Annotated in this window: 24 protein-coding genes; 11 read left to right on the top strand and 13 right to left on the bottom strand. The window is 70.6% G+C overall.

The genetic code is table 11. From position 1 onward, the window contains the following. Positions 1–107: 107 nt before the first annotated feature. Positions 108–680 carry a DUF3558 domain-containing protein gene (locus AWB94_RS17890; RefSeq protein WP_062656473.1) on the top strand — a complete coding sequence of 191 codons (573 nt, stop codon included), beginning with the start codon at positions 108–110 and terminating at the stop codon, positions 678–680. A 25-nt stretch (positions 681–705) separates the two neighbouring features. On the opposite strand, the gene AWB94_RS17885 is transcribed toward AWB94_RS17890, so the two are convergent. After that, a complete protein-coding gene (locus AWB94_RS17885; protein ID WP_062656472.1) occupies positions 706–1,260 on the bottom strand; it encodes a DUF1802 family protein in 555 nt (184 codons plus the stop codon). Next, entirely contained in the window at positions 1,257–1,523 is a 267-nt protein-coding gene (locus AWB94_RS17880; protein ID WP_062656471.1) for a DUF2277 family protein, read from the bottom strand. Before AWB94_RS17880 ends, AWB94_RS17885 begins: the two co-directional genes overlap by 4 nt. A 23-nt stretch (positions 1,524–1,546) precedes the next feature. Between AWB94_RS17880 and AWB94_RS17875 the strand changes: the two genes are divergently transcribed. The 8 genes from AWB94_RS17875 to deoC all read left to right on the top strand — a co-directional run bounded on the left by AWB94_RS17875 (position 1,547) and on the right by deoC (position 10,263). Then, a complete protein-coding gene (locus tag AWB94_RS17875; RefSeq protein WP_062656470.1) occupies positions 1,547–2,308 on the top strand; it encodes an enoyl-CoA hydratase in 762 nt (253 codons plus the stop codon). Positions 2,309–2,419: 111 nt separating this feature from the next. Next, on the top strand, positions 2,420–3,418 hold the full coding sequence (locus AWB94_RS17870) for a substrate-binding domain-containing protein (protein WP_062656469.1): 999 nt from the start codon (positions 2,420–2,422) through the stop codon (positions 3,416–3,418). Between the two features lie 48 nt (positions 3,419–3,466). Continuing rightward, a complete protein-coding gene (locus AWB94_RS17865; RefSeq protein ID WP_062656468.1) occupies positions 3,467–4,555 on the top strand; it encodes a galactitol-1-phosphate 5-dehydrogenase in 1,089 nt (362 codons plus the stop codon). 2 nt (positions 4,556–4,557) lie between these two features. Then, entirely contained in the window at positions 4,558–6,060 is a 1,503-nt protein-coding gene (locus AWB94_RS17860) for an FGGY-family carbohydrate kinase (protein ID WP_062656467.1), read from the top strand. Positions 6,061–6,067: 7 nt separating this feature from the next. Then, positions 6,068–7,048, top strand: a complete 981-nt coding sequence (locus AWB94_RS17855; protein WP_062656466.1) for a sugar-binding transcriptional regulator — start codon at positions 6,068–6,070, stop codon at positions 7,046–7,048. Continuing rightward, positions 7,042–8,526, top strand: coding sequence for a sugar ABC transporter ATP-binding protein (locus AWB94_RS17850; RefSeq protein ID WP_062656465.1), 1,485 nt, complete (start codon positions 7,042–7,044; stop codon positions 8,524–8,526). Before AWB94_RS17855 ends, AWB94_RS17850 begins: the two co-directional genes overlap by 7 nt. After that, positions 8,519–9,526 carry an ABC transporter permease gene (locus AWB94_RS17845; protein WP_062656464.1) on the top strand — a complete coding sequence of 336 codons (1,008 nt, stop codon included), beginning with the start codon at positions 8,519–8,521 and terminating at the stop codon, positions 9,524–9,526. Before AWB94_RS17850 ends, AWB94_RS17845 begins: the two co-directional genes overlap by 8 nt. Positions 9,527–9,573: 47 nt before the next feature. Then, entirely contained in the window at positions 9,574–10,263 is a 690-nt protein-coding gene (gene deoC / locus AWB94_RS17840; RefSeq protein WP_062656463.1) for a deoxyribose-phosphate aldolase, read from the top strand. A gap of 12 nt (positions 10,264–10,275) precedes the next feature. Here deoC and AWB94_RS17835 read toward each other — a convergent pair whose 3' ends face one another. The 7 genes from AWB94_RS17835 to rimP all read right to left on the bottom strand — a co-directional run bounded on the left by AWB94_RS17835 (position 10,276) and on the right by rimP (position 17,941). Beyond that, positions 10,276–11,613: an MATE family efflux transporter gene (locus AWB94_RS17835; RefSeq protein WP_062656462.1), complete on the bottom strand. Its 1,338-nt coding sequence runs from the start codon at positions 11,611–11,613 to the stop codon at positions 10,276–10,278. Next, positions 11,606–12,604 (bottom strand): DHH family phosphoesterase, encoded by a 999-nt coding sequence (locus AWB94_RS17830; protein ID WP_062656461.1) that lies wholly within the window; start codon positions 12,602–12,604, stop codon positions 11,606–11,608. The genes AWB94_RS17835 and AWB94_RS17830 overlap by 8 nt, the downstream gene beginning before the upstream one ends. Next, positions 12,579–13,070: a 30S ribosome-binding factor RbfA gene (gene rbfA, locus AWB94_RS17825; RefSeq protein ID WP_062656460.1), complete on the bottom strand. Its 492-nt coding sequence runs from the start codon at positions 13,068–13,070 to the stop codon at positions 12,579–12,581. Before rbfA ends, AWB94_RS17830 begins: the two co-directional genes overlap by 26 nt. A 33-nt stretch (positions 13,071–13,103) precedes the next feature. After that, positions 13,104–15,899, bottom strand: coding sequence for a translation initiation factor IF-2 (gene infB / locus AWB94_RS17820; protein ID WP_062656459.1), 2,796 nt, complete (start codon positions 15,897–15,899; stop codon positions 13,104–13,106). Positions 15,900–16,000: 101 nt separating this feature from the next. Beyond that, complete coding sequence (locus AWB94_RS17815; RefSeq protein WP_234811772.1) at positions 16,001–16,276, bottom strand: YlxR family protein; 276 nt, start codon at positions 16,274–16,276, stop codon at positions 16,001–16,003. Positions 16,277–16,406: 130 nt separating this feature from the next. Next, entirely contained in the window at positions 16,407–17,408 is a 1,002-nt protein-coding gene (gene nusA, locus AWB94_RS17810) for a transcription termination factor NusA (protein ID WP_062656458.1), read from the bottom strand. Then, positions 17,405–17,941 (bottom strand): ribosome maturation factor RimP, encoded by a 537-nt coding sequence (gene rimP, locus AWB94_RS17805; RefSeq protein ID WP_062656624.1) that lies wholly within the window; start codon positions 17,939–17,941, stop codon positions 17,405–17,407. The genes nusA and rimP overlap by 4 nt, the downstream gene beginning before the upstream one ends. A 151-nt stretch (positions 17,942–18,092) precedes the next feature. Here rimP and AWB94_RS35540 point away from each other — a divergent pair, with 151 nt between their 5' ends. Further along, positions 18,093–18,644, top strand: a complete 552-nt coding sequence (locus AWB94_RS35540; protein ID WP_062656623.1) for a hypothetical protein — start codon at positions 18,093–18,095, stop codon at positions 18,642–18,644. Next, on the top strand, positions 18,641–19,147 hold the full coding sequence (locus AWB94_RS17795; RefSeq protein WP_062656457.1) for a ferritin-like domain-containing protein: 507 nt from the start codon (positions 18,641–18,643) through the stop codon (positions 19,145–19,147). The genes AWB94_RS35540 and AWB94_RS17795 overlap by 4 nt, the downstream gene beginning before the upstream one ends. 3 nt (positions 19,148–19,150) lie before the next feature. On the opposite strand, the gene AWB94_RS17790 is transcribed toward AWB94_RS17795, so the two are convergent. The 4 genes from AWB94_RS17790 to AWB94_RS17775 form a co-directional block, all read right to left on the bottom strand. Next, positions 19,151–20,893: a proline--tRNA ligase gene (locus AWB94_RS17790; protein WP_062656456.1), complete on the bottom strand. Its 1,743-nt coding sequence runs from the start codon at positions 20,891–20,893 to the stop codon at positions 19,151–19,153. Positions 20,894–20,917: 24 nt separating this feature from the next. Beyond that, positions 20,918–21,592: a VOC family protein gene (locus AWB94_RS17785; protein ID WP_062656622.1), complete on the bottom strand. Its 675-nt coding sequence runs from the start codon at positions 21,590–21,592 to the stop codon at positions 20,918–20,920. A gap of 83 nt (positions 21,593–21,675) precedes the next feature. Beyond that, entirely contained in the window at positions 21,676–23,160 is a 1,485-nt protein-coding gene (locus AWB94_RS17780) for an MFS transporter (protein ID WP_062656455.1), read from the bottom strand. A 40-nt stretch (positions 23,161–23,200) separates the two neighbouring features. After that, a complete protein-coding gene (locus tag AWB94_RS17775) occupies positions 23,201–24,532 on the bottom strand; it encodes an alpha/beta hydrolase (protein WP_062656454.1) in 1,332 nt (443 codons plus the stop codon). Positions 24,533–24,581 lie beyond the last annotated feature (49 nt).

Here is a 24,581-nt window from a genome sequence, read left to right as displayed (position 1 = left end):
CCGTGCGAGCAACTAGAACCTGTTCTGATTTCTCGTCCGGGCGCCCCGCGCACCCTTGTACACTCCCCCGCAGTGCCCGGAAGTCCCGGGCCCGTGGAGGGGATGTGATGGCGGCCAAGCTGCGTCTGCTGTCGGCACTGTGCGCGCTCGTCGCGGCGGTGGTCGTGGTGTGGCAGGCCGACCCGGCCGGCGCTCCGGCACAGGTCCGGGCCGCCGATCTGCCCCTGACGAACGTGTCGACCAGCATCAAATGGCCGGTCATCGAGACCACCGACCCGTCCCCGTTCGATCCGTGCCGGGATATCCCCCTCGACGTCGTGCAGCGCATCGGCCTGGCGTTCACCCCGCCCACGCCGGAGGACGGCCTGCGCTGCCACTACGACGCCGGCAACTATCAGATGGCCGTCGAGGCGTTCGTGTGGCGGACCTACGAGCAAACACTGCCCGCCGACGCCGTCGAGCTGGACATCGCCGGCCACCGCGCGGCCCAGTACTGGATCATGAAGCCCACCGACTGGAACGACCGGTGGTGGATCACCTGCATGATCGCGTTCAAGACGAGCTACGGGGTGCTGCAGCAGTCGGTGTTCTACTCACCGATCCACTCCCCGGACGCGCCCGACTGCCTGCAGACCAACCTGGCGCGGGCCAACGAGCTGGTCCCCTACTACAAGTTCTGACGCTGCCGTCGTGGCCGCACGGCCGTCAGCCGACCGACCGGCGCACCCGTTCGGCGATACCGGCCAGGGCGGCCTCGTCGTGCACCGGCGCACCGTAATCCGGGCGCACCGGTAGCTGCAGCCAACTGGCGCAGCCCGCGTACTGCGGCAGCCTGGGCAGCCGGACCGGCCGCACCAACGGGTAGGCCTGCACCACCAGCACCGTCAGCCGGTGCCGGGGACGGAAGTCCAGCCGGTCGGTGCGCACCGACTCGGCGGTCCAGATATGCAGATCGGCGATCTCGTCGACGGCTTCCGGCCGGTTCACCGCGACGGCCGCCAGCACGCGGGCACCGGCGCGCAGCGTGACCGCGTCCTCGGTGCTGTCGGCTTCGTCGGTGGCGGTGGCCAGCAGGTCGCGGTGCCCGGGGCGGACCCGCTCGGCGTGACTGTGCGCGACCGTCGGGAACAGCAGGAACTCGCCGGCCTGCACCTCGAACCGCTTCTCGTGGATTCCGCCCTTGCGCAGCAGCACCGTCTGGCGACCGGCGAGCAACGCCCGCACCACCGCACCCCACTCCTTGAGCGCGGGTGAATTCACGTGGCGGCCAGGCGCGCCCGCACCTCCGGGCGGCGCAGCGGGGGCACCGTCTTGGGTGGCTGGCGGCGCGGGGGTAGCTGCCGCAACAACCGCGTGGTCACCTCGGTGACCTCCGCGACGGCAGCCTCGAAGGCGGCCTCGTTGGCGGCGGTGGGCCGGGTGATGCCGCTGACCTTGCGGATGTACTGGCGCGACGCGGCTTCGATCTCCTCGGCGGTGGCGGCCGGCTCCAGGCCCCGCAACTCGGTGATGTTTCGGCACATGGCTCCACGATAGGTTCACCGGCATGACATCTGCGGACGTTCTGCTCGTCGACACCACCGACCGGGTGCGCACCCTCACCCTCAACCGGCCGCACGCACGCAACGCGCTGTCGGCGCAGCTGCGCACGGCGTTCTACGCGGCGCTGCGGGCCGCCGACGCCGACCCCGAGGTCGACGTGGTGATCCTGACCGGGGCGGACCCGGTGTTCTGCGCGGGCCTGGACCTCAAGGAGCTGGGCGAGCGCACCGAGCTGCCCGATATCTCGCCGAAGTGGCCGCCGATGACCAAACCCGTGATCGGAGCGATCAACGGCGCCGCGGTGACCGGCGGGCTGGAACTCGCCCTGTACTGCGACATCCTCATCGCATCGGAGAACGCCCGCTTCGCCGACACCCACGCCCGCGTCGGCCTGCTGCCCACCTGGGGTCTGTCGGTGCGGCTGCCCCAGAAGGTCGGGGTCGGCCTGGCCCGCCGGATGAGCCTGACCGGTGACTACCTGTCGGCCGCCGACGCGCTGCGGGCCGGCCTGGTCACCGAGGTGGTTCCGCACGGGCAGTTGCTGCCCGCGGCCCGCAAGGTGGCGGCCGCGATTGTCGGGAACAATCAGAAAGCCGTTCGCGCCCTGCTGGATTCGTATCACCGGATCGACGCCGAGCAGACCCAGGCCGGGCTGTGGATCGAGGCCGAGTCGGCGCGCGCCTGGATGGCGGACACCTCCGGCGACGATATCGCCGCCAATCGGGCGTCGGTATTGGAGCGGGGCCGCGCCCAGGTCCGCCCCTAGCCGATGCTCATATGAGCAAAGATATGCGCATGTGTTGACTTGGTCTCTTCGCCCTTCCTAACGTGATGGCCGTCACGCGCCCCGATGACGAGGCGCACGTTAGGAGGAGCGATGAGACTGGCAAGGGTGGCGGCGGCGGTAGCCATCGCCGCGACCACGGTGATCGGTTCGGCCGCCTGCACGATGCCCGGCGACAAGGGCGCCGGCGGCGCCAACCCGGCGGGTGACGGGCCCGTCAAGATCGGGTTCAGCCAGGCCACCCAGCAGAGCCCCTTCTACGTCGCGCTGACCGACGCCGCCAAGCAGTCCGCCGAGCGCGACGGCAACCAGCTGTTCTTCGCCGACGCCAACGGCGATGTCACCAAACAGAACAACGACGTCCAGGATCTCATCACCCGCGGCATCAACGTGCTGGTGATCAACCCCGTCGACCCCAAGGGCGTCGCCCCGTCCATGGCCGCCGCGGCGGCCGCGGGCATCAAGGTGGTCACCGTCGACCGGCCCGTCGAGAACGGCGCAGCGGCATTCGTCGGGCGCGACAACAAGGCGATGGGCCAGACGGTGGGCGAAGCCGCGGTGGCGGCGCTGGGTCCCGCCGGCGGCAAGATCATCGAGATTCAGGGCGACGCCGGTGGCGCGGTGGCCCGCGATCGCCACGACGGTTTTGCCGCCGCGGTGGCGGGCCGGCCCGGCATCACCGTGATCGACGGCCCGTACTGCGACTACATCCGGTCCAAGGCGGTCACCGCGATGCAGGATCTGCTGCAGGCCCACCCGGACGTGAAGGCCGTCTACGCCCAGAACGACGATATGGCCCTGGGCGCGCTGCAGGTGCTCGACGAGAACAACCGCCGCGACGTGCTGGTGTTCGGTGTCGACGGGCTGATGGAGGCCGTCCGCGCGATCGCCGGCGGCAACCAGTACGTGGCCACCGCGCTCAACGATCCCAACACCGAGGGCCAGCTCGCCGTGCAGACCGCGGTCAAGGTCGCCAAGGGTGAGTCGGTTCCCCAATTCATCGACGCCGGAACGGGTTTGGTCGACAAGGCGAACGCCGCGGCGCTGGTGGGTGACACCACGTTCGCCAAGGCGCCCGCACCGCCGGCCTGACCCGGCCCTCGACCTTCGCCATCCCCAGAACTCAGGAGATCACCATCCATGACCACTGAAGCACCGACCCGCGGCCTGGCAGGCGGCGATGTCCTCCCGCAGACCATGACCGCCGCCGTGATGCACGCCCCCGGCGACATCAGGGTCGAAGCCGTCGCGGTGCCCAGGCCCGGACCGGGGCAGGTGCTGCTCAAGGTGGCTGCCTGCGGGGTCTGCGGATCGGACATTCCCCGCATGCTGCGCAACGGCGGCTACGTCATGCCGATCATCTGCGGCCACGAGTTCTCCGGGTGGATCGCCGAACTCGGCGCCGGCGTCACCGGTTTCGAGGTCGGCGAGCTGGTCTCGGTACCGCCGCTGATCCCCTGCCGCACCTGCGATTTCTGCCTCAAGGGTGCGTTCGGGTTGTGCGAGGACTACGACTACTTCGGCAGTCGAAGTGACGGCGCCTACGCGCAGTACGTGGTGTCGCCGGTGGGCAATCTGCTCAAGCTGCCCGCCGGGATCGATCCCCGCGCCGCGGCCATGATCGACCCGGCGGCGATCGCCTTGCACGGTCTGTGGAAGACGGGGTTGCGCGCCGGGCACCGCGTGCTGGTCATCGGCGCCGGGCCGATCGGGCTGTTCGCCGTCCAGTGGGCCCGGCTGCACGGTGCGACCGAGGTGGTCACCGTCGACCTGAGCGAGGAGAAGGCCGCCATGGCGCGCGAGGCCGGTGCCACCGCCGCCGTGCAGAGCGCCGACGAGGCCCGGGCCCTCGGCGGGCGCGGGTTCGACATCGTGCTGGAATCCGCGGGGGTGCCGGCGACCGCCGATATGGCGGCCGACCTGACCGGCCCGCACGGGCACGCGGTGTTCATCGGCATCCCGCACGCCCCGGTCCCGCTGGGCAAGGACACCTTCAACCGGTTCATGCGGTTGGAGGCCAGCCTGCACGGGTCGTGGAACTCCTTCTCGGCGCCGTTCCCCGGCGACGAGTGGCGCACCTCGGCGCAACTGATGTCCACCGGAGCGCTCAAGTGGGAGTTCATGATCACCCATGAGCTGCCTCTGTCGGCACTGCCGCAGACCATGCACCAACTCGGCGAACGATCGATCTTCTCGTCGAAGGTGCTGTTCCTGCCCAACGAGGACTGACCATGGGAATTCTGCTGTCCATCGACCTGGGCACCGAGGGCGCCCGGGTCGGCGCCTTCACCGAACACGGCGAGGTGCTCGGTGAGGCACACCGGGCCTATCCCACCCGGTTCCCCAAACCGGGCTGGGCCGAACAGGATCCGCGGCAGTGGTGGGACGCCATCGGCGCGGCCACCCGGGAGCTGCTGAGCACCGAGGGTTGCCGCCGGGCCGGCCCCGTCATCGCGATCGCGGCGGCCACCACCGCGTCCACCGTGGCCGTGGTCGACGCCTCCGGCGCACCGCTGCGCCCGGCCATCCTGTGGATGGACTGCCGCAGCAGCGCCGAATCCGAACGCACCGCCAAGCTGGCCGCCGAGCATCCGATCCTGAACTGGTCCGGTGGGTCCGATGCCGCCGAATGGCTTGTCCCCAAGGCGATGTGGCTACGCACCCACGACCAGGAGAACTACCGCAAGGCCGACCGGATCGTCGAAGCGGTGGACTACCTGACCTTCCGGCTGACCGGGCAGTGGGTCGGCTCGCAGATGAACGCGGTGTGCAAGTACAACTACGACACCATCGCGGGGCGCTTCCCCACCGAGCTGTACGCCGCGCTCGGTGTCGACGACCTGGCGGCCAAGCTGCCCGATCGCATCGTCGAGGTCGGCGGTGTGGCCGGAACGCTGTCCCCCAGTGCCGCAACCCATCTCGGGATCTCCGGCAGTCCCGTCGTCGCCGTCGGCGGGATCGACGCGCACGTCTCGCTGCTGTCCTGCGGCGACCGATTGGACGGCCTGGTCTCGTTGGTGTCCGGGACGTCGTCGGCGATGATCGCCGAGGTCGACGAGCCCACCGACACCCACGAGGTGTGGGGTCCGTACCCGCACGCGTTGCACCACGGTAAGTGGCTGGTCGAAGGCGGCCAGGTGAGCAGCGGCTCGGTGCTCAAGTGGGCCGGCGAGTCGATCATGGGCGTGGCCCGGGCCGACCTGCCCGGTCTGATCGACGAGGCCACCGCCGTCGACCCGGGCGGGCACGGCCTGCGGGCGCTGGACTATTTCATGGGCAACCGCACACCGCACCGCGACGCCACCCTGCGCGGCGCCGTCATCGGGCTCTCGCTGGGGACCACGAAGGCCGAGCTCTACCGGGCCATGGTCGAGGCCGTCGCCTGCGGCACCCGTGCGGTGATCGAGTCGTTCGAACGCGCCGGGGTGTCCTGTGAACGCCTGGTGTTCTCCGGCGGCATCGAACGAAACCCGTTGTGGCAGCAGGTTACCGTCGACGTGCTGGGCCGCCCTGCCGAGTTCGTGGTCGGCGCGAACCTGACGCTGCGGGCCTGTGCGGCGATCGCGGCCACCGGGGCCGGGGTGACCGGATCACTGACGCAGGGGTCGCGGTTGTTCGGACCGCAGGTCCGCACCCTGGAGCCGGAGCCGCAGCGCGTCCCCGTGTATCAGCAGACCTATGCCGACTACCAGCGCCTGACCGCGCTGGTGCAACAGTTCGGTCGATCGAGGTGAGTCGGTGATGGCGCATCCGTCGGAGCGCAGTCATACCGAACTGCTGCTCCACGTCGCGCAGTGCTACTACGAGCACGGCCGCACCCAGGAGGATATCGGACGTGAACTGCACCTGACCCGGTGGAAGGTGGGGCGCCTGCTCGACGAGGCCCGTGAGGTCGGCATCGTGCAGATCAGGATCGTGCATCCGCAGGCCCGCCGCGCCCACCTGGAGGTCGCCCTGCGCAGCGAATTCGGGCTGCGGGAATGCATCGTGGTGCCCGGGCCGGACACACCCGGCACCGACGGCCACATCGCGGCCGCCGCGGTCGGGTATCTCAAGGCCAACGCCTCCTGGATCACCACGCTGGCGGTGTCGTGGGGAAACACGTTGCAGCACATCGCCGCCGTGCTGCCGGCCGGCTGGACCAGCGGCATCGAGGTGATCCAGGCCAACGGCGGAGTCAGCCGCTCGGTACGCCCGACCACCGCGGCCAACATCGCCACCGGCATCGCGCACAGCGGCAACGGCCGGGCCACCCTGCTGCCGGTCCCGGCGATCGTGGAGCGGATCGAGACCCGCGACGCCCTGTACGCCGAAGGTTTCGTCGTCGACGTGCTCAGCGGTGCGCGCGGCGCCGACGCCCTGCTGTTCTCCCTCGGCGCGCTGGCACCGAACTCGGTGCTGGTGGAGTCCGGCGCGGTGACGCCCGCGGAGCTGCGCGAGTTGAAGGAGCGCGGGGCCATCGGTGACGTGCTGGCGCACTACATCACCGCGGCCGGCGAGATCGCGCATCCCGGAATCGACAGCAGGACGGTCGGACTGGGTCTGGACGACGTGCGCAACGCCAACTGTGCGATCGCGGTCGCGGCCGGGCCGGACAAGGTGCCGGTGGTGCGCGCCGCCCTGCACAGCGGCCTGTGTTCGGTGTTGATCACCGACGAACCCACGGCCACCACGGTTCTCGAGCAGAGCGCCGCCACGGTGGGAGCGGGCTCGACATGCTGACGATGACAGGGATCGTCAAGACCTTCCCCGGCACCAAGGCCTGCAACGGCGCCGACCTGCAGGTCGCCGAGGGCGAGGTGCACTGCCTGCTCGGCGAGAACGGCGCGGGCAAGAGCACGTTGATGAAAATCCTGTCCGGCTCCTACACCCCGGATGCCGGCACCATCGCCCTGGACGGCACCGCGGTGACGTTCACGTCCCCGCTGGACGGGGTGCGGGCCGGGATCAACACCATCTACCAGGAACTCGACCTGGTACCCGATCTGAGCGTGGCCCAGAACCTGTTCCTCGGGCACGAACCACGGCGCGGTCCGTTCGTGGCGCGCAGACAACGGGATCGGCTGGCCGCAGCGGCCATCGCACGCGTCGGTGGCATCTTCAGCCCGTCCAGCATCGTCGGCGAGCTGTCGGTGTCCGACCAGCAGCTCACCGCCATTGCCAAGGCCCTGACCACCGAGGCCCGCATCGTGGTGATGGACGAGCCGAGCGCCACCCTGACCGAGCATGATCTGGCCGCGGTGTTCCGGGTGATCCGGGAACTCACCGCGGCCGGGAAGTCGGTCATCTACATCTCGCACCGCCTCGACGAAGTGAAGGAGATAGGCGACCGCGCAACGGTCATGCGCGACGGCGCCACCGTCGGCGTGTTCGATATCGCGTCGGTGTCCAAGGAGCAGCTCGTCGAGGCGATGATCGGCCGGCCGGTGGCGTCGCGGCCGCCCCGGCGGCACCTGGGCACCCCACCCAAACCATTGCTGCACGTGCGCCGGGCCGTGGTGCCCGCCCTGATCGACGTGCGGGACATCACCGTCGGCCGCGGCGAGATCGTCGGGCTGGCCGGGCTGGGCGGCTCCGGCCGATCCACCTTGCTGGCAACCCTTTTCGGGGACCGTAAGGCCGATCTGGACATCACCCTCGCCGGCCGGTCCATCACGTCGTTGAACCCGCGCGCGGCCGTGGACCTCGGGATCGGACTGGTACCCGAGGACCGCAAGCGCCAGGGCCTGTTCCTGGAACAGTCGATCCTGCGCAACGCGGCCATCGCGACCCTGCAAGCGCGCCGGATCAATCCGTTGGGCCGGGCCCGCCAGGTGTGCGAGCCTCCGCTGCAGCGCCTGGGCGTCAAGTTCGCCGGCCTGGGCCAGCCGGTCGGCCAGCTCTCCGGCGGCAACCAGCAGAAGGTCGTGCTGGCCAAGTGGATGGCCCGCGGCGTCGAGCTGCTGCTGCTCGACGAACCGACCCGCGGGCTGGACATCGGCGCCAAAGCCGACCTGTTCGAGCAGGTGCACGCGCTGGCCGACTCCGGCGTGGGCATCGTGATGGCCTCCAGCGAGCTCAGCGAACTCACCGAGAACTGCCACCGCATCTGGGTCATGCACGAGGGCCGCAACATCGCCGAATACCACCCCGCAATCACCCCGGCAGCGGACATCGCCCGCTGCATCGTCACCGGAAGAACGAAGTCCACCCATGACTGAACTGATGAACCGCCCCACCTCACCCGGTCCCGTCACGGCTCCCGCGGGCAGGGCGCCACGCCGCAACCTCATCATGCGGTTCAATCTGCTGTTCATCTTCATCGCCCTGTTCGTGGTGGCGTCGGTGTCCGCGCCGCAATTCCTCACCAGCCAGAACATGGCCAACCTGTTGCAGCAGTCCAGCCTCACCGGGATCGTCGCCGTCGGGATGACGGTGGTGATCCTCACCTCCGGTATCGATCTGTCGGTCGGCAGCGTCGCGGCGCTGTCGGGAATGCTGGTGGCGCTGCTCATCGGCATGGGGGTGCCGTGGCCGGTGGCCATGACCCTGGCGATCGCGGCGGGTCTGGTGTTGGGCGGGGTGATGGGCGGCCTGAGCGCCTATCTCGCACTGCCGGCGTTCATGGTGACCCTGGCGGGCATGCAGAGCATCCGCGGCCTGACCTACCTGACCACCAACGGCACCCCCACCACCGCCGAGATCCCGATGGGTCTGCGGTTTCTGGGGGCCGGCTCGATCGCCGGCATCCCGGTGGTCGGCGTCATCTTCGTGGCCACCACGGTGGTCGTCGGATTCATGCTGCGCCGCACCACCTTCGGTGAACACATCTACGCCGTGGGCAGCAATCCGCAGGCCGCGCGGCTGTCCGGCCTGCCGGTGCAGCGCATCACCACCACCGCCTACGTGATCTGCTCCGGGCTGGCCGCGTTGACCGGTGTGCTGCTGACCGCCCGGCTCACCATCGGCCAGCCCACCGCCAACACCGGCCTGGAGCTGGACGCGATCGCCGCGGTGGTGCTCGGCGGCACCAGCCTGTTCGGTGGGAAGGGCGGCGTGCTCGGCACTTTCATCGCGGTTCTACTGTTGTCGGTGTTGCGCAACCTGTTCAACCTGCTGGGGCTCAGCTCGTTCTTCCAGATGTTGGTCACCGGCCTGATCCTGATCGCGGCCCTGATCATGAACTACCTGCTCGACCGGCAGTCCAAGCGCGCGGCCTGACCGGTCTGCCCCATGACTCTTTGCCCATGACGACACGAAGGACACCGATGACCGACACCTCAGACCGTTCCGCCACGATCGACGTCGCGGCCATCATCGACCACACGCTGCTCAAGCCGGAGGCCACGCCCGCCGATGTCGCCGCCTTGATCGCCGAGGCGGCCGAGCTGGGCACCTACTCGGTGTGCGTGTCCCCGTCGATGCTGCCGATCACCGTGCCCGACGGGCTGAAAGTGGCTGCGGTGTGCGGTTTCCCGAGCGGTAAGCACATCTCGGCGGTCAAGGCCGCCGAGGCCGCCGGCGCGGTGGCCGACGGCGCGGACGAGATCGACATGGTGATCGACGTGGGCGCGGCCAAGGCCGGCGCGTTCGACGCGGTGCAGGCCGATATCGCGGCCGTGCGGGCGGCGGTGCCGGCGCCGGCTGTGCTGAAGGTGATCATCGAGTCGGCGGCCCTGACCGACGACGAGATCGTCGCGGTGTGCCGGGCGGCGGTGGCCGCCGGCGCCGATTTCGTCAAGACCTCCACTGGTTTCCATCCCGCCGGCGGGGCAAGCGTGCAGGCGGTGGAGCTGATGGCACGCACCGTGCGCGACGCGGGCCTGCAGGTGAAGGCTTCCGGCGGGGTGCGCACGCTGGCCCAGGCCCGGGCCATGATCGCCGCGGGCGCCACCCGGTTGGGCGTGTCCGGGTCGCGGGCGCTGCTCGCCGACACCGGTGACGCCACGGGGTACTGAGCGGCGCTGAACTCACCCGGTCCCGGCCACCAACCAGCGGCCCGAAAATGCGCGCCAGCCAACGAGAACCAGGCGCAGCACCATGAAGGTGGACAGCCCGGACCAGATTCCGGCCAGGCCCCAGCCGAATGCCAGCGACAGCCAGATCAGCGGCAGGAACCCGGCCAGCGCGCTGCCCAGCGTCGCATTGCGCATGAACTTCGCGTCCCCGGCGCCCAGCAGCACCCCGTCGATCGCGAACACCACACCGGCGATCGGGATCTGCGCCACCAGGAACCACCACGGCACGTCGATGGCGTCCAGCACCGACCGGTCGTCGGTGAACAATGCCGGCACCACCGGCGCGCCGGCGGCGAACAGCGCGGCAAGCAGCACCGCCGCCACCGCCGAGAACACCGTCACCCGCCAGGCCACCGATTTGGCCTGTCCCAGGTGACCGGCACCGAGCGCCGCGCCCACCAGTGACTGCGCCGCGATCGCCAGCGAATCGAGCACCAGCGCAAGGAAACTCCACAACTGCAGCACCACCTGGTGCGCGGCCACCGCGGCCGCACCGAAGCGCGCCGCCACCGCGGCCGCCGACACGAAGCACACCTGAAAAGCCAACGAGCGCACCACCAGATCCCGGCCCATCACCAGCTGCGAACCCAGTACCGTGACATCGGCCCGCAGCGGCACCCGTTCGGCCAGCAGCGCCCGGCAGAACAGCAGTGCCGCCGTCCACTGGCCGACCAGGTTCGCCACGGCCGACCCTTCCAGCTCCAGTCGCGGCAACCCCAGCCAGCCGTACACCAGCAGCGGGCACAACACCGCCGACACGGCGAACCCGAACACGACGTAGCGCAGCGGCCGCGCGGTGTCCTGCACGCCGCGCATCCAGCCGTTGCCGGCGAGCGAGATCAGGATCGCGGGCGCGCCGCAGATGGCGATGCGCAACCACGGCAGCGTCTCGGCGGCGATGGCACCACCGTCGGCCAGCACCGACACGATCGGTACCGCGGCGGCCTGCACCACCGCCACGATCAGCAAGCCCAGCCCCACCGCCAACCAGGTGGCCTGCACACCCTCGCGCACGGCGCTGCCGCGATCACCCGCACCGAAGAACCGCGCCGAGCGGGCGGTGGTGCCGTACGACAGGAACGTGCCCTGCGAGGCGACCAGCGACAGCACCAGCCCACCGATCGTCAGCCCGGCCAGGCTCAGCGCGCCGAGGCGCCCGACGACCGCGATATCGAACAGCAGGTAGAGCGGTTCGGCCGCGAGCACGCCCAACGCGGGCAGCGCGAGGCCGGCGATCCGCCGGGCGGTGGCCGGCTCATCGGCCGACCCGCCGGCGGCCGGATCAGTCAAGTGCGCGGCGCAGCGCTGCCGCCACCTCGTCGGCGCTTCCGGTGGCCGTGTATCCGGCGGCCTGGCGATGACCGCCACCGCCGAATCCACCGGCCACCCCGGAGATGTCCAGGGTCTTGGAGCGCATCGAGACCGACCACTGCCCGGGTTCAGTCTCCTTGAGCACCGCGGCCACCTCTGCCTCGGCGGTGGTGCGCACGATATCGACGATGCTCTCCACCTCCTCCGACCGCGCCTTGGACCATTCCGCGTGCGGCACAACGGTGTACACCAATCCCCCGCCGGCGGCGGCGTCGGGGATCAGCCGGGCCGCACCCAGCACGCGTGACAGCATCGGCAACCACGCGAAGGGATGGGTGTCCATCAACGTGCGGCTGATCGCGGCGTTGTCGACGCCGATGCCCAGCAGCCGTTCGGCCAGCCGGTGTGCCCGGGCGCTGGCCCACCGGAACGAGCCGGTGTCGGTGGTCAGCCCGGCGTACAGGCAGTGCGCGATCGGGCCGTCGATCGGCTTGCCCCAGGCGTCGAGCAGGTCGGCCACCATCATCGTGGTCGAGTCCGCCGACGGGTCGACATAGTTGGCGGTGCCGAACAACGCGTTGGACGCGTGATGGTCGATCACCAGCACCGCACACCGGCCGTCGGCGAGCTCGGCGAGACTACCGAGCCGGCTCAACGTGGGGATGTCGACGGTGACGACGAGGTCGGCGTCCGGGCGCACCTGGTCGGGCGCCACCAGCAGGTGCACCCCCGGCAGGCTGTGCAGGGATTCGGGCAGCTGCGCCGGTGCGGCGAAGCTGACCTGGACGTCCTTACCGGCGGCCGCGGCCACCTGGGCCAGCGCCAACCCGGCACCGATGGTGTCGGCGTCGGGATACACGTGACAGACCACGACGATGGTGCGGGCGGCGGCGCACAGCCCGGCGGCGCCGTGGGCGTCGACTCTGGCGCCTGGTACCGCTACCTCAATCGTCGAATCGGTCGTCGTCACCGGTGTCCTCAGCCGAGCTTCTACGGTCGTCCTCCGCCCCAGTGACACGGTACGGGTCGGCCTCGCCGGCCGGCACGGCGCCCTCCCTGACCCGGGCCAGGTCGGCATCGGCCGCCTTGACCCGGGACAGCAGCTCCTCCATCCGGTGCGCGGCGTCGGGCACCGTGTCCCTGGCGAACGCCAGCGTCGGGGTGAACCGCACCCCGGTGCCGGCGCCGACCTTGGACCGCAGCACACCCTTGGCGCTCTCCAGCGCCGCGGCGGCTCCGGCGTAGTCCGGCTCGTCCTCCAGCGTCGACCCCAGCACCGTGTAGTACAGCGTGGCGTCGTGCAGGTCGGCGGTCACCTTCGCGTCGGTGATCGTGACTCCCGCCAGGCGGGGATCCTTGATCTCGTACTCGATGGCCGAGGCGACGATCGTGGAGATCCGCTTGGCGAGCCGTTTGGCGCGCGCCGGATCAGCCACTGTGTCCTCTCCTCGTCACGGAACCGCTCATCGTCACACCCGCGCCTTTTCGACCAGCTCGTACGTCTCGATGACGTCACCCTCCTTGATGTCGGAGTAGGTGAGCGTCAGACCGCACTCGTACCCGTCGCGCACCTCGGTGACATCGTCCTTCTCACGCTTGAGCGACGAGATGGTGAGGTTCTCGGCCACCACGACGTTGTCGCGCAACAGGCGGGCCTTGGCGTTGCGCCGCATGATGCCCGACTGCACCAGGCAACCGGCGATGTTGCCGACCTTCGACGACCGGAAGATCGCGCGGATCTCGGCGCGGCCGAGCTCCTTCTCCTCGTAGACCGGCTTGAGCATGCCCTTGAGCGCGCTCTCGATCTCGTCGATGGCCTGGTAGATCACCGAGTAGTAGCGGATCTCCACGCCTTCGCGGTTGGCCAGCTCGGTGGCCTTGCCCTCGGCCCGGACGTTGAAGCCGATGATGATGGCGTCCGAGGCCGAAGCCAGGTTGACGTTGGTCTCGGTGACACCACCGACACCGCGGTCGATGACGCGCAGCTCCACCTCGTCGTCGATCTGGATGCCCAGCAGGGCCTCCTCGAGCGCCTCGACCGTACCGGCGTTGTCGCCCTTGAGGATCAGGTTCAGCTGGCTGGTTTCCTTCAGCGCCGAATCCAGGTCCTCCAGGCTGATCCGCTTGCGGCTGCGCGCGGCCAGCGCGTTGCGCTTGCGTGCACTGCGCCGGTCGGCGATCTGGCGGGCGATGCGGTCCTCGTCGACCACCAGCAGGTTGTCACCGGCACCGGGCACCGACGTGAAGCCGATGACCTGCACCGGCCGCGACGGCAGCGCCTCCTCGACGTCCTCGCCGTGCTCGTCGACCATGCGGCGCACCCGGCCGTAGGCGTCGCCGGCGACGACCGAGTCGCCGACCCGCAGGGTGCCGCGCTGGATGAGCACCGTGGCCACCGGGCCGCGACCGCGGTCCAGGTGCGCCTCGATCGCCACACCCTGGGCCTCCATGTCGGGGTTGGCCCGCAGGTCCAGCGCCGCATCGGCGGTCAGCAGCACGGCCTCCAGCAGCGCCTCGATATTGGTGCCCTGCTTGGCCGAGATGTCGACGAACATCGTGTCGCCGCCGTAATCCTCGGCCACCAGGTTGTACTCGGTGAGCTGCGCCCGGATCTTCTGCGGATCGGCGCCTTCCTTGTCGATCTTGTTGACCGCCACCACGATCGGCACGTCGGCCGCCTGCGCGTGGTTGATGGCCTCCACCGTCTGCGGCATGACGCCGTCGTCGGCGGCGACCACCAGGATCGCGATATCGGTGGCCTTGGCACCACGGGCACGCATGGCGGTGAACGCCTCGTGACCCGGGGTGTCGATGAAGGTGATGAGCCGCTCGGCGCCGTCGTGCTCGACGCTGACCTGGTAGGCACCGATGTGCTGGGTGATGCCGCCGGCCTCGCCCTCGCGGACGTTGGCCTGGCGGATGGTGTCCAGCAGTCGGGTCTTGCCGTGGTCGACGTGACCCATGACGGTGACCACCGGCGGCCGGGACTGCAGGTCCTCTTCGCCGCCCTCGTCCTCGCCGTAGGTGAGGTCGAAGGACTCCAGCAGCTCGCGGTCCTCGTCCTCGGGGGACACCACCTGCACGACGTAGTTCATCTCGCTGCCCAGCAGCTCGAGCGTCGAGTCGTCCACCGACTGGGTGGCGGTGACCATCTCACCGAGGTTGAACAGCGCCTGCACCAGCGAGGCCGGGTTGGCGTTGATCTTGTCGGCGAAATCGCTCAAGGACGCGCCGCGGGCCAGCCGGATGGTCTCGCCGTTGCCGTGCGGCAACCGCACACCACCGACGACCGGGGCCTGCATGTTCTCGTATTCGGCCCTTTTCGCGCGCTTGCTCTTGCGACCGCGCCGCGGGGCACCGCCCGGGCGACCGAAGGCACCCGCGGCACCGCCGCGCTGACCGGGGCGGCCACCGCCACCACCGGGCGCACCGCCGCCACCGGGGCGACCGCGGAAACCACCGCCGGCACCGGCACCAGCACCAGCACCGCCACCGGCGCCACCGCCGCGGTAGTTACCGCCGCCACCGCCGGGACGCGCACCCTGACCGGGGCGCGGACCGCCGCCGGGTCCGGGACGCGGACCACCGGGACGGCCGACGGCACCGGGACGAGCGCCGGGCGGACGCGGCGGCATGTTGCCGGGCGAGGCGCCACCGGGCCGCGGGCCCGGACGGGGACCACCGGCACCCGGGCCGGGGCGCGGACCGCCGGGACCGGCCGCCGGGCGCGGAGCCGGACGTTCGACCGGCTGCTGGGACGAGAACGGGTTGTTGCCGACGCGCGGGGCACGCGGTGCCGGCTTGGGGCCGGGACGCGGGCCGGGCCGGGCATCGGCGGGCCCAGTTGGGGCGGCCGGGGTAGCCGATGCCGCAGGAGCGGCCGGTGCGGGGGCGGCCGGGGTCGGCGCCGGGCCGGGGCGCGGACCCGGGCGTTGCGCGGGTTGCGCCTCGACCGGGGCGGAGGCCGCCGGAGCCGCCGGAGCCGCCGGCGGCGGGGTGACCGGGGCGGCGGTGGCCGGCTTCGGACCGGGCCGGGGGCCCGGTACCGGGGCGCCACCCGACGATGCGGCCGGTTTCGCCGCGGGAGCGCTCTTGGCGGGCTTGCCGCCGCCGAACGATTCCCGCAGCCGGCGGGCCACCGGGGCCTCTACCGTCGACGATGCCGACTTGACGAATTCGCCCTGTTCACTAAGTCGGGCGAGCACTTCCTTGCTGGTGACACCGAGTTCCTTGGCCAACTCGTGTACGCGGGCCTTACCTGCCACTACATCTCCTCGTCTGGAGGCGACAGCGGTAGTAGGGCCGCGCCTCGGGTTTAGCTATGACGCATGGTCATCGGGACTTCACGGTGTGCTCATGTTCTTCGCTACCTGTTCTCTAGCCCGTGGCGGTCGGGTGCCCGAATTGCTTCGACGTACTCGACCACCGCGGAAATCTCCGGTGAACCGGTGATCCGCAACGCTCGGGCGAAGGCCCGCCGCCGGATCGCCGCTTCGAGGCATTGCCGGTCGGGATGCAACCACGCACCCCGCCCAGGCAGGCTACCCGCTGAGTCGACGGTTACGGCGTAATGGCCGGGCCCGTCGAGGACAGCGGCCAGCCGAAGCAGATCGACGGCCAACTCTCGCTTCCGGCAACCCACACACGTCCGCACCGGTCCATCAGGGCTACGGTGCGCACGAGGCTGGGAAATCGGAGTCTCGCGCTGGATCACGGTTCAGTCTACCGTCACCGTTCGCGCAGACAGAATCGCGTGTCGGGGACGGCCGGCCTCACGCGGTTCCCGGCTCGGCGGCGTCGCTGCGGATGTCGATCCGCCACCCGGTGAGCCGCGCCGCGAGCCGGGCGTTCTGCCCTTCCTTGCCGATGGCCAGTGACAGCTGGAAGTCCGGCACCACCACCCGGGCCGCCCGGGTGGTCTCGTCGATGACCGTCACCGACACCACCTTGGCCGGGGACAGCGCGTTGGCGACGAACCGCGCCGGGTCGGCGTCGAAGTCGATGATGTCGATCTTCTCCCCGGACAGCTCGCTCATCACGTTGCGCACCCGCTGGCCCATCGGCCCGATACAGGCGCCCTTGGCGTTCAGCCCGGGCACCTTGGAGGTCACGGCGATCTTGGACCGGTGACCGGCCTCGCGCGCGACCGCGACGATCTCCACCGAGCCGTCGGCGATCTCCGGCACCTCCAGTGCGAACAGTTTGCGCACCAGATTGGGGTGGGTGCGGGACAGCTCGATCTTGGGCTCCCGGACCCCGCGGCTGACGCCGATGACGTAGCAGCGCAGCCGGTCGCCGTGCTCGTAGCGCTCACCGGGCACCTGCTCGGCCGGCCGGATCATGCCGTCGGAACCCTTGGCCTCGGTCCCGACCCGCACCACCACGTTGCCGCGGGTGTTCTCCCGCGCGTCGCGCTGCACGACGCCGGCGACGATATCGCCCTCGTGCGCGGCGAACTCGCCGTACATCCTCTCGTTCTCGGCATCGCGCAGTCGCTGCAGGATCACCTGGCGCGCCGTGGTGGCCGCGATACGGCCGAAACCCTCTGGGGTGTCGTCCCATTCGTTGATGAGGTTGCCGTCGGCATCGCACTCCCTGGCGATCACCTTCACCACGCCGGTCTTGCGGTCGACGTCGATCCGGGCGTCGGCCTCATGACCCTCGGTATGCCGATAGGCCGTGAGCAAGGCCGACTTGATGGTCTCGACGACGACGTCGACGGAGATGCCCTTGTCGGCTTCGATGGCGTGCAGCGCCGCCATATCGATGTTCACGCGTCGCTCCCCTTTCCAGACTGCTCCACCAGATCCAATTCACGTTGATTGGGCGGCGAAAACTCAACTTGTACAACAGCTTTGGTGATATCAGAGAGCTGGATCACCCGGACCGACAGCTTGCCGCGCTCGTTGACCACGAGGTGCACGGCGCCGTCGCCGGTGTGGCCGATGCGCCCGGTCACCGACGAACCGTCGGTGAGCACCGCTTCCACCTTGCGGGTGCGTGCGCGCCGGAAATGCTTCTCCTCGGTCAGCGGCCGATCGACCCCACGCGATGTGACTTCCAGCACGTAAGGCGCCGCTCCGGCGCCGTCGAGCGTGTCGAGCGCCTGTGAGGCGGTGTGCGACAGGGCCGCGATGGTGTCCAGGTCCAAGCCGTCGTCGCCGTCGGCGACGACGGTGATGCGCGGCGGCCGGACCGACGCGTTGATCACCACGTCCTCGATTTCGTAACCCGCGCGCGCGAACTCACCGTCGAGTAGCTCGAGCACTTGCTGTTGCGTCGGCAGCAGCGGGACATCCGGTGCCACGGCGAGCTCCTCATCTTGAGTTGTGCGGACACATTCCGCGGGCATGGCCCGAGGAATCGGTTACCAAACGATACGCCAGGCGTGCCGGCGCTTTGGCCAAACGAACAGCCGGACGGACGAACCACCCCGCCCACCATGGCAGGATGTGGGCGTGCCGAGCGCTTTGCCCACGATCTCTCGCCGGCGGCTGTTGGTCACCGCACTTCCCGCCGGCGTGGTCCTGACCGCGCTCGGCACGGCCGCCTGCGCACCCGCACCCCCGCCACCCGAACTCGCCGATCTGGTAGCGCAATTCGAGCGCGCGCACGCCGACAGCCGGCTGGCCGGACTGGCCGCCACCACGGCGCGGCCGCGGCTGGTGCCGGCGTTGACCACCGTGGCCTCGGTGCGTGCCGCCCATGCCAGGGCGCTGTCCGACGAGATCACCCGGATCACCGGCGGCCAGACACCGACCACCGCCGCGACGGCCACCACGGCCGCCTCGGGGGCCGCCTCGGGGGCCGCCTCGGGGTCCACGTCGGGCGCGCCCGCCCCGGCCCCGACCGTGGCCGACGTGACCGCGGCCCTGCACACCTCGGCCGAGAGCGCCGCGCAGCTGGCGACCACGCTGTCCGGATACCGGGCCGGGCTGCTCGGCTCCATCGCCGCGGCCTGCACGGCGTCCTATGAGGTGGCCCTCGCCGACCCCGGGCAGGCCCGATGACCTCGCCCCAGCCGACACCGTCGACCACCAAGACCCCGGAGTCGGCGGCGCCCGACCCGAACCGGCCCGGCGATCCGGCCGACGCCGCACTGTTCGACGCCGTGGCCGCCGAGCACGGCGTCATCTACGGCTACGGCGTGGTGTCGGCGCACTCCACACCGGATGAGAACGACCTGGTATCGGATGCCATGGCCCAGCACCGCGAGCGGCGCGAGCAGGCGATCGCCCGGCTGACCGCCCGCAAGGCGGCCGTCCCGCTGCCCGCCGTGGGCTACCAGCTGCCGTTGGAGGTGTCCGATCCGACCCAGGCCGCCCAGCTGGCGGTCCGCATGGAGGAGGACACCGCGGTGGCCTGGCGCGCGGTGCTCGAACAAGCCACCTCCACCGAGGACCGCGCGTTCGCGGTGACCGCGCTGACCCAGAGCGCGGTGCTGGCCGCACGGTGGAGCCAGGTGCTCGGCGCCGCCCCGGTCACGCTCGCGTTCCCGGGCGGCAGCGAGTAGGGGCTACCCGCGGAGCAGGGTCGAGATCTCGGCCGACGCCCCGTCCACCGCGATCTCGCGGGTCTCGCCGGTGAACCGGTTGCGCAGCTCGACCACCCCATCGGACCAGCCGCGCCCCACCACCACGATCCACGGCACCCCGAGCAGTTCGGCGTCCTTGAACTTGACGCCCGGGGAGGCCGTGCGGTCGTCGAGCAGCACCTCAAGACCCAGCCGATCCAGCTCGGCGGCCAGCTCACCGGCGCCGGCCCGCGCGGCCGTGTCCTTGTTGGCGATCACCACGTGCGCGTCGAACGGCGACACCGACGCCGGCCAGCGCAGCCCCAGCTCGTCGTGGTGCTGCTCGGCGATCACCGCGACCAGCCGGGACACCCCGATGCCGTAGGAGCCCATGGTCAACCGCACCGGCTTGCCGTCCTCGCCCAGCACGTCCGCGGCGAACGCGTCGGTGTACTTGCGGCCCAACTGGAAGATGTGCCCGATCTCGATACCGCGCGCCGAGGTGAGCACACCGGCACCGTCCGGGGACGGGTCGCCGTCGCGCACCTCGGCCGCCTCGATGGTCCCGTCCGGGGTGAAATCACGTCCGGCGACCAGACCCACCACGTGCTTGCCCAACTCGTCGGCACCGGTGATCCAGGCCGTGCCGTCCACCACCCGCGGATCCACCAGGTAGCGAACGCCGTTGGCCTGCAACCCCTTCGGGCCGATGTACCCCTTCACCAGGAAGGGGTTGGCCGCGAAATCGGCATCGTCGAGCAAGGCGTACTCGGCGGGTTCCAGCGCGGCGCCGAGGCGCTTGTCGTCGACCTCACGGTCGCCGGGGATGCCGATGGCCAGCAGTTCCCAATCGCCGCCCGGCTCCCGCACCTTGAGCAGCACATTCTTGAGCGTGTCGGCGGCGGTGGTGGTCCCCGGCAGCGTCGCGTTGGCCCAGTCGACCAGGGTGGCGATGGTCGGGGTGTCCGGGGTGTCGTGCACGACGGCCGCCGGCAATCCGTCGATCGGGCGCGCCTCCGGAACGGCGGTGATGACCGCCTCCACGTTCGCGGCGTACCCGGACTCCAGGCACCGCACGAAGGTGTCCTCACCGATCGGGCTCTCGGCCAGGAACTCCTCGGACGCGCTGCCGCCCATCGCACCCGACACCGCGGACACGATCACGTACTTCACGCCGAGCCGGCCGAAGATGCGCTGATACGCCTCGCGGTGCGCGTGGTAGGCGGTCTTGAGGCCGTCCTCGTCGATGTCGAAGGAGTAGGAGTCCTTCATGACGAACTCGCGCCCGCGCAAGATGCCCGCGCGCGGCCGCGCCTCGTCGCGGTACTTGGTCTGGATCTGGTACAGCAGTACCGGGAAATCCTTGTAGGACGAATACTCGCCCTTGACGGTGAGGGTGAACAGCTCCTCGTGGGTGGGGCCGAGCAGATAGTCGTTCTTGCGGCGGTCCTGCAACCGAAACACGTTGTCGCCGTACTCTGTCCACCGATTTGTGGTCTCGTACGGGGCGCGCGGCAGCAGCGCCGGGAACAGGATCTCCTGCCCGCCGATACCGTTCATCTCGGCGCGGACGATGCCCTCGATCTTGCGCAGCACCCGCAGCCCCAACGGCAGCCAGCTGTACAGACCCGGCCCGATCGGGCGGACGTACCCGGCGCGGATGAGCAGCTTGTGGCTGGGCACCTCGGCATCGGCGGGATCATCGCGCAGGGTGCGCAGGAACAGTTCGGACATCCGGGTGATCACAGCGGGCCAGCCTAGTCGGATGGCTCAATCACGCCCCTGCCAGGTGCAGACGCACGCCTCGTTGCCTTCGGCGTCGGCGAGCACCCAGAAGGCGGGTGCGCGCCGGTCGGACAGCAGTCGGCCGCCGGCCGCCAGCGCCGCCTCCAGGCGGGCCTCGGCCTCGTCGTGCGGGACGTCGACGTCGAGGTGGAGGCGATTCCGCGGCTGCTGCCCGCCCGGCACCCGCGGCGCATCCATCTGCTGGAACCAGATCGTCGGGCCGCGACCGGTGGGGTCGACCAGGCCGGCGGTCAGATCCGAGGGGCCGGTCTCGTCGACATAACCGGTGACGGCTTTCCAGAACGGTCGTACCGCGGGGATGTCGAGCGCGTCGATGGCGATCTCCAGCGCCTGCACCGACACCGCGCCCGCCGTGGTGGCGTGACCGTCCGCGGCGAGCGCGGCAGAGATCGCCTTGGCGATCCGGACATCCCCGTCGGTCACGCCGAGCGGCGATCGCAGCCGCAGCACCGCGCGGTCGGCCCGCAGATCGATGCCGAGGTGGTGCCGTTCGGCAGACCCGGCCGCCCTCGCCGCCGAAGCCGCCACCGCGGCGGCCTCGGCCAGCGACGGCACCCGGACCTCGGTGTACAACGCGCCGAGCACCAGCCGCCAGCCCGCGGCCGCGACGGCATCGGAGATCTGCTGCCGGGTGGGCAGGGCCGCGTCGGTCGTGGCTGTTTCGTCGGTCGTGGCTGTTTCGTCGGTCGTGGCTGTTTCGTCGGTCGTAGCTGTTTCGTCGGTCACAGCTCCCCCGCGTCCACGGCTTCCTTGGTGTGCTGGGCCCGCGCGATATCCCGCGCGGAGAACCCGATGAACAGGGCGGCCACCCCGACCAGAACAGCGATCGCGGCGATCCACAGCAGGGAGTAGGTGTAGCCGTGGCCGAGCGCGTCCAGCTGCGCCGGTGTCATCTCCCCGACCGGTCCGGTGGTGCCGCCGAGGTAGAGGGTGCGTGAGGTCTGCACGGCCTGGATCACCACCAGCACCAGCGGCCCACCCAGGTTGTAGACCATCAGCGTCACCGACGACACCGGGCCGATCTCGCGGGGGCCGACCTTGGCCAGCGTGCACAACGGCAGGATCACCGAGATGACGCCGATGCCGGCGCCGCCGACCACCACCGGCAGGAACAGGTCGGGGAAGTACGGGATGGACCGGTCCAGCGTGGAACCGAACAGCATCGCCGCCAGCACCAGCGCGCCGCCGCCGATGATCACCCAGCGCGGTGCCACCCGCGGCGCCAGCCGGGTGGCCACCACGTTGCCGACCACGAACGCCAGCGCGAACGGCATGAAGCAGATCCCGGCCCGCAACGGCGAGTAACCGAGCACGTCCTGCACCAGCAGACCGATCATCACGCTCAGCGTCAGCATCACCCCGCCGGCCAGGAAGTAGGCGGCGAAGGAGGCCACCCGGTTGCGGTTGTCGAACATCGACAGCGGTACCAGCGGGTTGTCCGTGCCCCGCTCGTCGATCAGGAAGGCGATGAAGAACACCACGGCCGCTATCGCGGCGCCGATCACCCAGGGATCGGTCCAGCCCAGCGGCGGGCCCTGGGTGAACACCAGTACCCCACAGGTACAGGCCATGGTGGCCAGCAGCGCCCCGGTGACGTCCAGCTTGAGCCGGGCCTGGCCAGTCTCGGCGAGCCTGGTCACCGCGATCCAGACGATGATGATGCCGATCGGCACGTTGACCAGGAAGGCCAGCCGCCACGACACCCCGGTGAGCGCTCCGCCGAGTACCAGCCCCAGCACCGACCCCAGGCCCTGCATGGCCGCCGACACCGCCAATGCCTGGTTGCGGGCATGCCCGACGGCGAAGGTGGTGGCGATCAGGGCCAGGCCGGTGGGCGCGGCCACCGCGGCGCCGACGCCCTGCACGGCCCGGGCGGCGATCAGGGTGTACGGGTCGGTGGCCAGCCCGCACACCAGCGAGGCGATGGTGAAGACGCCGACTCCGGAGATGAAGGCCCGCTTGTGCCCGATCGCGTCGCCGACCCGGCCGCCGAGCAGCAGCAGGCCGCCGAAGGTCAGCACGTAGGCGGTGATCACCCAGCTCTTGGCGGCATCCGACATGCCCAGCTCGGCCTGCATGCGGGGCAGCGCGACGATGACGATGGTGCCGTCCAGCGTCGACATCAGCTGCATACCGGTGATCGCGACGATCGCGACCCCGAGCACACGGTCCGACAAGCGCGGGACAGCACGGTCTGACGCCGACATGACACCCGACCCTACCGAGCGCGCGGCACAACCCGCCCCATCACGCGTCGTGCGGCCTGCCGACGGGCTGCGCCGGCACACCCGGTGTGCCGATCCGGCCGGCCAGCCACGGCAGCGTGGCCGCGAAGGCCTGGGCCGCGAACGGCCAGTCGTGCCGCCCCGGCCAGGACTGCACGGTGCACGCGATCCCGTAGCCGCCACCCAGACCGCACAGGGTGCGCGCGGCGACGTCCTGCCCCTCGGGATTGGCCAGTGGGTCGCGGCCGGGGCCGCCGTCGGGCACCACGAACAGTGCCGAGAGGTCGCGGTAGGCCCCGTGCCTGCGCATCACGGTGGCGGGATCGAACTCGGCCCAGGCGTCGGCGTCGCCGCCGAACAACCGGTCGATGGTCTGCTGCCGGCTGCCCGAGTTCGGGCCGAGGTCACCGGCGATGTCGACGAAGGCGCTGAACATCTCGGGTCGGCGCACCGCGAGTTCCACGGCGCAGGTGCCGCCCATGGACCAGCCCACGATCCCCCATCCGGCGCGGTCCTGGCTCACTCCGAAATTCGAGATCATGTACGGGACAACGTCTTTGGTGAGGTGTAGGGACGCGTTGCCGCGGGCGCCGTTGACGCATTCGGTGTCGTTGTCGAAGCGGCCGGTGGGATCGACGAACACGAAGACCGGTGCGTTACCGCCGTGCGCGCCGGCGAAGCCGTCGATGATCGCCGCCGCGTTGCCGGCGCGCAACCAGTCCGCGGGCGTGTTGAGCTGGGCACCGATCATCATGACCGTGGGCAGTTTGGGCGGCGGATTGCTGGCGAACCAGGCCGGCGGCAGATAGATCAGCTCGTCGCGGTGGTCGAAGTTCGACGCCGCCGCGCTGATCGTCACCGGCAGCACCACGCCGTGGTCCGGACGGACGTGCGCCAGTTGCAGCTCGGTGACGGTCATCCGGTCGGCCTGGTCGGGCACGGCCGGGTCGGTGAGCCGGCTCCAGGCGCTGCCGACCGTCGGGAAGTAACCGACCCAGAGGTTGACCAGCAGCACCGCGCACAGCGCGCAGGCGGGCACCGCCACCAGGGAGACGGCGCGGCGCCACCACCGGGCTCGCAGCCAGCCGAGCACCGTGACGACGGCACAGAAGCCGGTCAGCGCGATCCACAGCCAGAGGCGGTGCGGGGCCGGGTCGCCCGCGATGCCGACGGAGCCGATGTAGGCGTACGCGGCGCCGGCCAGGCCGATGCCGCCGACCGCGGCGGCCGCGAACACGAGCCGGCCCGCGCGACGGACGACGGCCAGCGCCACCAGCGCCAGGGCGGCGCACTCGATCAGGGACGGCAGCGGGCCGTGGGTCAACGCCAGGCTGCCGAGGTACCGCCACCCCATCAGTCGGTGGGTGCGGGCGGCCGGGTCACGGCGCCAGGCTAAAACCCCC

Source organism: Mycolicibacterium canariasense (assembly GCF_002101555.1).
Classification (GTDB): domain Bacteria; phylum Actinomycetota; class Actinomycetes; order Mycobacteriales; family Mycobacteriaceae; genus Mycobacterium; species Mycobacterium canariasense.
This window is presented reverse-complemented; position numbering and strand designations above follow the sequence as displayed.